Annotated in this window: 9 protein-coding genes and 1 pseudogene; 7 read left to right on the top strand and 3 right to left on the bottom strand. The window is 73.2% G+C overall.

What is annotated here, in order from left to right:
- The first annotated feature begins 148 nt into the window (after positions 1 to 148).
- From TR50_RS41670 to TR50_RS41660, 3 genes and pseudogenes are all read left to right on the top strand, one after another.
- A complete protein-coding gene (locus TR50_RS41670; RefSeq protein ID WP_439654287.1) occupies positions 149 to 997 on the top strand; it encodes a GNAT family N-acetyltransferase in 849 nt (282 codons plus the stop codon).
- Positions 998 to 1,183: 186 nt separating this feature from the next.
- Positions 1,184 to 2,872, top strand: a complete 1,689-nt coding sequence (locus tag TR50_RS48020; RefSeq protein WP_063775264.1) for a hypothetical protein — start codon at positions 1,184 to 1,186, stop codon at positions 2,870 to 2,872.
- A 96-nt stretch (positions 2,873 to 2,968) separates the two neighbouring features.
- Positions 2,969 to 3,499, top strand: a pseudogene (locus TR50_RS41660) (GNAT family N-acetyltransferase); the annotation flags it as partial.
- Here TR50_RS41660 and TR50_RS41655 read toward each other — a convergent pair.
- The 3 genes from TR50_RS41655 to TR50_RS49595 form a co-directional block, all read right to left on the bottom strand.
- On the bottom strand, positions 3,492 to 4,109 hold the full coding sequence (locus TR50_RS41655) for a hypothetical protein (protein ID WP_042435717.1): 618 nt from the start codon (positions 4,107 to 4,109) through the stop codon (positions 3,492 to 3,494). The pseudogene TR50_RS41660 and the gene TR50_RS41655 overlap by 8 nt on opposite strands.
- A 37-nt stretch (positions 4,110 to 4,146) precedes the next feature.
- Positions 4,147 to 5,073 (bottom strand): aminoglycoside phosphotransferase family protein, encoded by a 927-nt coding sequence (locus TR50_RS41650; protein ID WP_042435714.1) that lies wholly within the window; start codon positions 5,071 to 5,073, stop codon positions 4,147 to 4,149.
- A gap of 322 nt (positions 5,074 to 5,395) precedes the next feature.
- On the bottom strand, positions 5,396 to 6,403 hold the full coding sequence (locus tag TR50_RS49595) for a DUF4439 domain-containing protein (protein ID WP_236654818.1): 1,008 nt from the start codon (positions 6,401 to 6,403) through the stop codon (positions 5,396 to 5,398).
- A 144-nt stretch (positions 6,404 to 6,547) separates the two neighbouring features.
- On the opposite strand from TR50_RS49595, the gene rimP reads away from it, so the two are divergent.
- From rimP to TR50_RS41630, 4 genes are all read left to right on the top strand, one after another.
- Complete coding sequence (gene rimP / locus TR50_RS41640; RefSeq protein WP_042435711.1) at positions 6,548 to 7,090, top strand: ribosome maturation factor RimP; 543 nt, start codon at positions 6,548 to 6,550, stop codon at positions 7,088 to 7,090.
- A 34-nt stretch (positions 7,091 to 7,124) separates the two neighbouring features.
- Positions 7,125 to 8,132 (top strand): transcription termination factor NusA, encoded by a 1,008-nt coding sequence (gene nusA, locus TR50_RS41635; protein ID WP_042435701.1) that lies wholly within the window; start codon positions 7,125 to 7,127, stop codon positions 8,130 to 8,132.
- Positions 8,133 to 8,240: 108 nt separating this feature from the next.
- Complete coding sequence (locus TR50_RS45130) at positions 8,241 to 8,537, top strand: YlxR family protein (protein ID WP_084701903.1); 297 nt, start codon at positions 8,241 to 8,243, stop codon at positions 8,535 to 8,537.
- A 135-nt stretch (positions 8,538 to 8,672) separates the two neighbouring features.
- Positions 8,673 to 8,967 (top strand): translation initiation factor IF-2 N-terminal domain-containing protein (locus tag TR50_RS41630; protein WP_042435698.1); only part of this gene is annotated, 295 nt, incomplete at its 3' end.

Raw genomic sequence — 8,967 nt, 5'->3', positions numbered from 1 at the left:
CCGAGTGATCCACGGCGCCTGATTCGTCGAGCCCCTGGGGTTGACGTGACCCGGCTGCCCGGGCCACCGTCGACCCCAGGCTGATGTTCTGTCGCGCCTTGGCTCAGGGGGTCGCCAGGGTCGCATGAGGAGGTAGGGTGCCCCCGTGTTGAGCAGTTCTGTGGCGACCACGCGTGTGCTGACGCCCGCGGACCTGCCGGCCGCACTCGAGGTGCTGGACCGCGACCCGATCGAGAACGCCTTCGTGGCGGCCCGCGTCGCCGTCGCCGGACTCGACGCGTGGCGGCTCGGCGGCGAGATGTGGGGCTTCTTCGAGCACGGCAGGCTCGAGTCGCTGTGCTACTCCGGTGCCAACCTGGTGCCGCTGAGCGCGTCCTCCGCCGCCGTGCGGGCCTTCGCCGACCGTGCCCGCAAGCAGGGACGCCGCTGCTCCTCCATCGTCGGCCCTGTCGAGGCGACCGCCGAGCTGTGGTCCCTGCTGGAGCCGCATTGGGGGCCCGCCCGCGAGGTCCGCGCCCGGCAGCCGCTGATGGCGACCTGGGAGCCGTCCCGCGAGGTCGCGCCCGACCCCCGGGTGCGGCGGGTCCGCCGCGACGAGATGGACCTGCTGCTGCCCGCCTGCGTCGCGATGTTCACCGAGGAGGTCGGCGTCTCGCCGCTCGCCGGTGACGGCGGCCTGCTCTACCGCGCCCGAGTCGCCGAACTCGTCACCAGCGGACGGGCGTTCGCCCGCTTCGAGGGCGAGCGCGTGGTCTTCAAGGCCGAGATCGGCGCGGCGACGGAACGTGCCTGCCAGATCCAGGGCGTCTGGGTCGCCCCCGAGTTCCGCGGCCGCGGCCACTCCGAGAGCGGCATGGCCACCGTGGTCGACGTCGCGCTGCGCGACGTCGCGCCCGTCGCCAGCCTCTACGTGAACGACTACAACGTCGTCGCACGCGCCGCCTACCGCCGGGTGGGGTTCACCGAAATCGGTGCGTTCATGAGCGTACTGTTCTGAAAATCGCGCGTGATGTGAGCGTCATGTGTGCACCTGTGGTGCTTGTGTGACGATTGTGGGTTGGCCTCTCTCGCACGGGCGTCCGCCGTGCATACACTCGCGCCGTCCTCGCCTCGGCCGACCGTGCGTGACCTGTCCGCGTCCGTCGCCGTCCCCCCCGAGGCGCCCTCGAAGGAAGGACGGCGTGTGTTAAACCACCGGCGCAAGTCCCGCCGCCGAATCCCCCTGCTGGCCGGCCTGCTGACCGCTCTCCTGGGCATCGTCGCCCTGGTGGGCAGCGCCCTCGCCGCGACGGCACCGGCCGGACCGGGCGCCCCCGCCGCCCAGGCCTCCGCCACCCAGCCCCCCGCGACACCGAACCCCGACTGCACCCTCCGGGTCCCCGCCGGCCCGCTCACGGCCGCCGGCCTGGCCACCCCCTACCAGCTCACCGCGACCGACGCGGCCAAGGGCCCGTGCCACGAGGCCGATCCGGCCCAGTCGGCCTTCGTCCAGGCCACCGTGGTGGATCCGGCCACCGGCGCGCTCTTCGTCTACAACCCCCTGGTGGTCGACCGCGGCACGAGGCCGGCCCGCCCGCCGGTCGTGCCGAAGCTGCCCGCCCACGCCGTGGTCGGGCTCTGGTTCGGCTTCAACGGCGACAATCTGACGCTGCGTGGGAACACCGCCTCCGGACACTGCGTCAACGGCACACCCGGATCGATCTTCGGTCAGTTCGCCTACTGCAACGCGCCCGCCTTCTTCACCGCCGCCAACCGCGCGCGGCAGGCCGGGCGGCTCAGGGTGCCGCGCCTGGGCGTCGGCCGCGACGGCGCGCCCTGCCCGACCACCCGCGACTTCGGCATCGTCGACCAGGACCAGAGCGACAACGTCACCACCGCCTACCTGGCCGAACCCGACGGCCGCACGGCCCAGCACACCTCCGCCAACACGAGGGCGCTCAGTCCCCGGGGCGCGGTCGCGCTGGACAACGGCAGCGACAACCTGCTGCTCACCGCGTTCGTCGACCCGCCGCTCGGCTGCACCCCGTGGGCCGCGCCGGACCTGGCCGACCCCGGCCACAAGGCGACCGCCCTGGCCCTCGACGAGCTCCAGGCCGCCGCGGACCAGGCGGCGCCCGTGGCCCTCGTGCCGAGCAACGACCCCATGGTGCTCGGGTCGGGCGGGACGAAGAGCCGGGGCAAGACCGATCTCTACCGCGTCGGCGTCGACCAGCTCCCGGTCGGACGCGGCAGGGGGACGGACCCGGGTGACGGGCCGACCTACTGCCGTCGCCTGGCCACCTTGGGCGCGGCCCGGCTCAGGACCGACGGATCGTTGTTCGCCGCCTCGGTCTCGCCGACGGCGGGGCAGAACCTGCTGGACTTCCTGACCCAGCGTCTGACCGCGTCCCTGCAGAACCTCGGCTGCCCGCAGCAGTTCCCGCCGGGTGGGGCGAGCGCCACGGCGAGCGCGTCCGCATCGCCCTCGGCGTCGGCGTCCGCCACCGCCCCGGCGGCGGGAGCGTCGGCGACGGCACCCGGCACCGGCCCGACACCGCCGGCACCCTCGCCGACGCCGTCCGGCTCCGCGTCGACCGGTCCGGCGTCGGTGCTGCCGCCCACGGGGGCGCCCACGCAGGCGGCGGCCCAGGCCGCGGCCGGTGCATCCCGCTCACCGGCGGTGGCCCTGGTGGGCGACGTGGTCGTGAGCCCGGACCACGTCGCGGTCGGCTCGACCGGCGCGGCCTCCGCTGCCGCCGCACGGTCCGCGACGCAGCTCGGGCTCGCCGACACCGGGGTGAGCCCCCGGTTGTGGCCCTTCGCGGGGATGGGCCTGGCGGTGCTGCTGCTCGGCTGCGCCATCCGTCTGCTGGCGGGCGCCCGCCGGCGCTGACCGCCGGCGCGGCCCGCGCACCGTCCACGGCCCGGCCGGCCTCGTGCCTGCCGGGCCGTATGGTTGGTCGTCCGTCGAAGGCGGTAGCGTCCAGCCATGGACGAAGTTCGGATCGAGCCCATCGATCTCGCCGTGTACGCCGCCGCCGCGCTGGACGTGCAGGCGGTGGCGTTCGGCCTCGGTCCGGAGGAGGTCGCGCTGCGGTTGCAGATCGTCCGCCGTCACGCCGAACTCCCCGGTGTCCACGCCGTGGGCGCGCTCAAGGGCGGGATGCTCGTCGGCTTCGGCTACGGGATGCCCAACGACCGCACGCACTGGTGGTCCACCGTCATCGAGCCCTACCTCGCGGTCGGCGGCAACGACGGCTGGCTGGACGACGCGTTCTCCGTCACCGAACTGCACGTGCACCCGCGCTACCAGCGTCTCGGGCTCGGGCGCGGGCTGATCACGACGCTGTGCGCGGCGAGCCCGCTGCCGCAGAGCATCCTGTCCGCCGTGGACCGGGAGACCCCCGCCCGCGCGCTCTACCGGTCGCTCGGCTACCGCGACCTGGCCCGGCGCGTGCTGTTCCCCAACACGGTGCTGCCCTACGCCGTCATGGGCGCGCCGCTGCCGCTGCCTACGCGCTCTTCCCGTCGTCCGGACGCTGCTCCGCGTGAGGCTGCTCCGCGTGACGGTGCTCCGCATGCCGCTCCGCGTGGGCCCGTCGGGCCTCCTTGAGCTGCTCGGTCACCATCGAGAGCCGGAACAGCGCCAGCACCAGTGCGGCGGCGAGGAAGCAGCCCAGCGGGCCGTAGACGATCACGTCGTACTGACTGCGCATCCACAGGGTGAGGGCAGAGAGCGCGGGGACGCCCAGCAGGACCATCAGGTACCAGCGTCCCGGGGCGACCAGCGCCAGGGCCACGGCGAGCAGCGGGTAGAGCAGGAACGCGTGCGGCAGTGCCCCCGCCAGCAGCGCCGTGACCGGGACCAGCAGCGCCGCGAAGACCATCGGCAGCCGCGTGTGGTGCAGCCGCGGACGCAGCGCGGTGAGGACGGTGCCGCAGTACAGCACCGCGAAGACCCCCAGCACCAGCATCGCCAGCGTGGGCCGGGGGTACTGCCCGTGCAGCACGTCCGAGACGAGCGGGACGAGCGCGAGCAGGACCCAGGGCAACAGCAGGTAAGGGCTGAAGCGAGGGGCGCGCGCGATCTCCTCGTCGGTCAGACGGCGGCGGCGTGGCGGCTCTGCCACAGGAACATCACTCCGGGTCGGGGTTCTGGGAGTCGGGTCACAGCATGGCGGCGAACTCGAGGAACAGCGAGGCGTGCCGGGTGTCGCCCACGTCGAGGCTCCACAGGCCCGCCTCGACCGTGCGGAACAGGGTCCAGCCGCGCAGCCGCTCGGGATCGACGGCGGCGTCGGACGCCAGCCGCTGGATCCGCCGACGGGCGGCGGCCTCCGGTCCCGGCGAGCCGGCGAGGGTCTCCAGCCGGTCCTGGGCCAGCCATGCCAGGTCGTAGGCGCGCTCGCCGACGAGCGGCTTGGGGTCGATCGCCAGCCAGGGCGAGCGGTCGGCGGCCAGCACGTTGCCGTGGTGGTAGTCGCCGTGCAGCAGCAGTGCCTCCTCGCGGGAGACGGAGTCCTGAAGCAGCGTCGCGGAGACGTCCAGCGCCTCGTCGACCAGCGGGCGGAGCTCCGCGGCGGCGGGCAGCGTCCGACGTCGCGTCAGCACCTCGCGCAGGCCGCCGACGTAGTCGGGGACGGTGGTGAACGGGTGCGCCTCGGGCGGCGCGACCCAGAGCCGGCGCAGCGTGCCGAGCGCCTCCAGCATCGCCTTGTTCTCCGGCAGGGAACGCAGCGAGACCTCGCCCTGGGCCCGCTCCAGCAGCATGGCCCGGTCTTCGGGCGCGCACGCGTACACCCGCACGGCCCCGTGTCCGTCCCAGTGCGCGAGCGCGGTGTGCTCCTGCTCGCCCTCCGGGTCCGGGTAGCCCAGCTTCAGCGCGGCGGGCGAGCCGTCCGCCCGGCGCACCAGCAGCACCAGGCTGATCTGCCCGCCGGGCTCGCAGACCCGCTCCAGCGTCAGCTCCCACCGGGCGAGGTAGGCCGAGGCGAGCTCGGGCAGCGCGTCGAGCCACGCCTGCCCGGCGTCGGGCGCCCAGCGGCGGACGGTGTCCTGAAGCCGTGCGGGAATGCTGAAGGCAGGTGCCGTCATGCTCGCCCTTCGTCGTGATCGGGTGCTGCCATTGTCGGCCATCCGGCTGTGAGCCCGGCAAGAGGCCCAGGGCTACGGATCTTGCGGGGCCATCTTGCGGGGCCGGAGCTGCGCCCGGTCGGAGGCGTGGAGCCCGGCACGCAGCCGCTTGCCGTCGGCCCTCGGCCCTCGGTCCTCGGCCCGGGATGGCCGCGGACGCGGGCGCGGGCGCGGCATCCGCCCGCCCAGGGCGTTCGCTCGGCGGCGGGCCGCTTCGGGAGGGGTGCCTTCCGGCCGCTGGTGGGGACGCGGCCGCCTGGTGCGGTGGGGGCGGGCGTTCCGCTCAGCGCTCCGGGAGCCCCGGGAACGGGGTGGGCGCCGCACCCCAGGAGAGGGCGCGGAGAGCGGCGGCGCGCAGTTGGATCGCCGCGTCCGCGCGGAAGGCGTTCGCGCCGGCCTGCACCGCGTTCGCGTAGACCGCGGCGAGGCGGTCCTCCAGGAGGGCTGCCAGGCGGCGGGCCGAGGAGGAGTCGGTGACCTGGAACGGCAGGTCGTAGGCGGCCGCGGCGGCGTGCGGCGCGGCGCCCGCCGAGGTGATCACGGCGTCGAGCGCGTCCCGGCGGGCACGGTGCAGCTGGTAGTCGGACGTCGCCTGGGCTCGGGGTCCGCCGCCGAGGAGTGCGCCGAGGACGCCGTAGCCGTAGACGGTGGCCTGCTCCGCGGCCAGCGACGCCTGGCAGGCGTCCAGCTCGGCCGCGCTCGGACGGAGCCGGTCCAGGCCGGGCGGGGTGGGCGTGGGCAGGTGTCCGCCCAGTTGCGTCGCACGCTGGGCCGCGCCCGCACCGATCGAGGCCAGCAGCCGGGCGAGCGCGGGGGAGACGGTCGGCAGGGCAGCCGAGCACAGCGAGACCAGCCCGGCCTCGCCGCTCGCCAGCGACGCCTCACTCGTCCGGACCCCGACCGCCGGGGAGCCGGAAGCGGTGGCCGAGGCCGAGGCCGAGGTCGAGGCGGTGACGGCGGACGCGGACGCGGTGACGGCGGAGGGGGACGCCGCGACGGCGGAAGGGGTCGGAGTCGGGGCGGAGACCCCGAGCGCGGCGGCCTGCGCCGCGAGCCCGCCGCGCAGATCGGCGCGCGGCTTGGCCGCGTTGTCGTACCCGGCGAGTAGCGTCCACATCGCGGCGCCGATCTGTCGGCGCGCGGCGGTGTCGGGGTCGACGGCGGTCGGCCGCGGCCGGACGTGTCCGGCGTGCGTCGAGGGGGACGCGCTGCTGCCGCACGCGGTGAGCGTGGTGAGCGCGCCGAGCAGCCCGGCCGAGAGCAGGCTGCGGCGGCGAAGAGAAGCGGCCATGAGCAGGGACGTTACCGCGTACAGCACACATGTGTGAGAGCCGAGGGGATTTGTGCCGAATCGGCGGCGGGCGGGCCGACCGGTTAGGCTATGGGCGCACTTGAGACCTTCCGACAACAGCAGACGCGGCCGAGGAGTATTCGGATGAGCACCACCCTGAACGACCGGCTGCACGAACTGCTGGAGCCGCTCGCCGCCAAGGCGGGTGCGGACCTCGAGGAGGTCAAGGTCGCCCGTATCGGGGGCAGCCGGGTGCTGGAGGTCGTGGTCGACGCCGACGGCGGCGTGGACCTGGACACCGTGGCCGAGCTGAGCCGGGAGTTCGGCGAGGCACTGGACGCCACCGACCTGATGGGCGAGTCCGAGTACCGACTGGAGGTCGGCTCCCCGGGCGCCGAGCGCCTGCTGACCCAGCCGCGCCACTGGCGCCGTGCGGCCACCCGCCTGGTGAAGGCCCAGCTCACCGCGGGTGGCGACGTCACCGGTCGGGTGCTGGAGTCGGACGACGAGGGCGTGCTGCTGGAGATCCCGCCGGTGAAGGGCCGTGGCAAGGCCACGGAGCGTCGTCTCGCCTTCACCGAGATCGGCAAGGCCCGCGTGCAGCTGGAGTTCAACCGCAAGGACTCCGCTGCCGAAGAAGAGATTGTGGACGACATCGAGCTGGACGACGTCTCCGACGAGGCGTGAGTCCCTAACTTAAGAGAGAAGAGGAGGCGTAGCCATGGACATCGACATGAGCGCCCTGCGCGGACTCGTCCGCGAGCGTGAGATCAACTTCGATCTGCTGGTCCAGGCGATCGAGTCGGCCCTCCTCATTGCGTACCACCGCACTGAGGGCTCGCGCACCAAGGCCCGCGTGGAGCTGAACCGCGAGAACGGCCATGTCACCGTCTGGGCCACCGAGGACCCGGACGAGGTCGACGAGGGGGCGACCCCCCGCGAGTTCGACGACACCCCGACCGGCTTCGGGCGCATCGCGGCGAGCACCGCCAAGCAGGTGATCCTGCAGCGTCTGCGCGACGCCGAGGACGAGACCACCTTCGGCGAGTACGCCGGCCGTGAGGGCGACATCGTCACCGGTGTGGTCCAGCAGGGCAAGGACCCGAAGAACATCCTGGTCGACATCGGCAAGATGGAGGCCATCCTGCCGACGCAGGAGCAGGTGCCGACCGAGGAGTACAAGCACGGGCTGCGCCTGAAGTGCTACGTCGTCTCGGTGAAGAAGGGCGTGCGCGGTCCGTCCGTGACGCTCTCGCGCACCCACCCGAACCTGGTGAGGAAGCTGTTCGCGCTGGAGGTCCCGGAGATCGCCGACGGCAGCGTCGAGATCGCCGCCATCGCGCGTGAGGCCGGCCACCGCAGCAAGATCGCGGTCTGGACGAACAAGCCGGGCCTGAACGCCAAGGGCGCCTGCATCGGCCCGATGGGCCACCGGGTGCGCCAGGTGATGGGCGAGCTCATGGGCGAGAAGATCGACATCGTCGACTGGTCCGACGACCCGGCGGAGATGGTCGCCAACGCGCTGTCGCCCGCTCGGGTGACGAAGGTCGAGATCGTCGACTACGACACCCGTTCGGCCCGGGTCACCGTGCCGGACTACCAGCTGTCGCTGGCCATCGGCAAGGAGGGCCAGAACGCCCGCCTCGCCGCCCGGCTCACCGGCTGGCGGATCGACATCCGGCCCGACACCGAGGGCTCGGAGACCGGCGGGGAAGGTTCCGACGCCTGACGGCGTTGGAGTGAGCAGTCACACAAACGAACGGCCCGGTTGCGGTGCGCTTGATCGCCTGCGGATAAACCGGGTCGGTCGAAGACCATCAGAGGGGTAGACTTGGACGTGTCTGGCCGGACGCGTATCGCAGCATGCCCGGAACGCACCTGCGTTGGGTGTCGGAAGCGAGCGGCCAAACACGATCTGCTGCGTGTCACGGTGGTCGAGGACGTCTGCGTCCCCGATCCTCGCGGCACGTCGCCCGGTAGGGGAGCGTATCTGCATCCCGAGCCGGGCTGCCTCGTGTCGGCCGTGCGCCGACGGGCGTTCCCGCGGGCGTTCCGCCGGCAGGGGCCGCTGGACACCGCAGAACTGGAGCGGTTCCTCGAGGCGTGCGCGGCTGCAGCAGTGGTCGCACAGTGAGAAGTGTCAGGTAACAGGTACCTCGCGAAGTCGAAAGTAGGTCGAGATTGCGATGAGCACTCGATGAGTACGCGATGAGTACGGCATGAAGCAGTAGAGACGGTCCGGCGGAGAACCCGGACCAGAAGGAGCGAAGTGGCTAAGGTCCGGGTATACGAACTCGCCAAGGATCTGGGCGTTGAGAGCAAGGTCGTCATGGCCAAGCTCCAAGAGCTCGGTGAGTTCGTCCGTTCGGCGTCGTCGACCATCGAGGCGCCTGTTGTCCGCAAGCTGGAGCTTGCGTTCGGCGGTGGCAACACCGCCAAGTCCGCGTCGGCGAAGTCCGCCGCGGCCCCCAAGCCGGCCGGTGCCGGCCCGAAGCCGGGTGCGCCGCGCCCGGCCGCACCCGTCGCCCCCAAGCCGGGTGCCCCCAAGCCCGCCGCCGCGGCCC

It is taken from the genome of Streptacidiphilus anmyonensis, assembly GCF_000787855.1.
GTDB classification, from domain to species: Bacteria; Actinomycetota; Actinomycetes; order Streptomycetales; family Streptomycetaceae; genus Streptacidiphilus; species Streptacidiphilus anmyonensis.
Note: the sequence above shows the minus strand (reverse complement) of the source record. Positions and strands in the feature narration are given on the sequence as shown.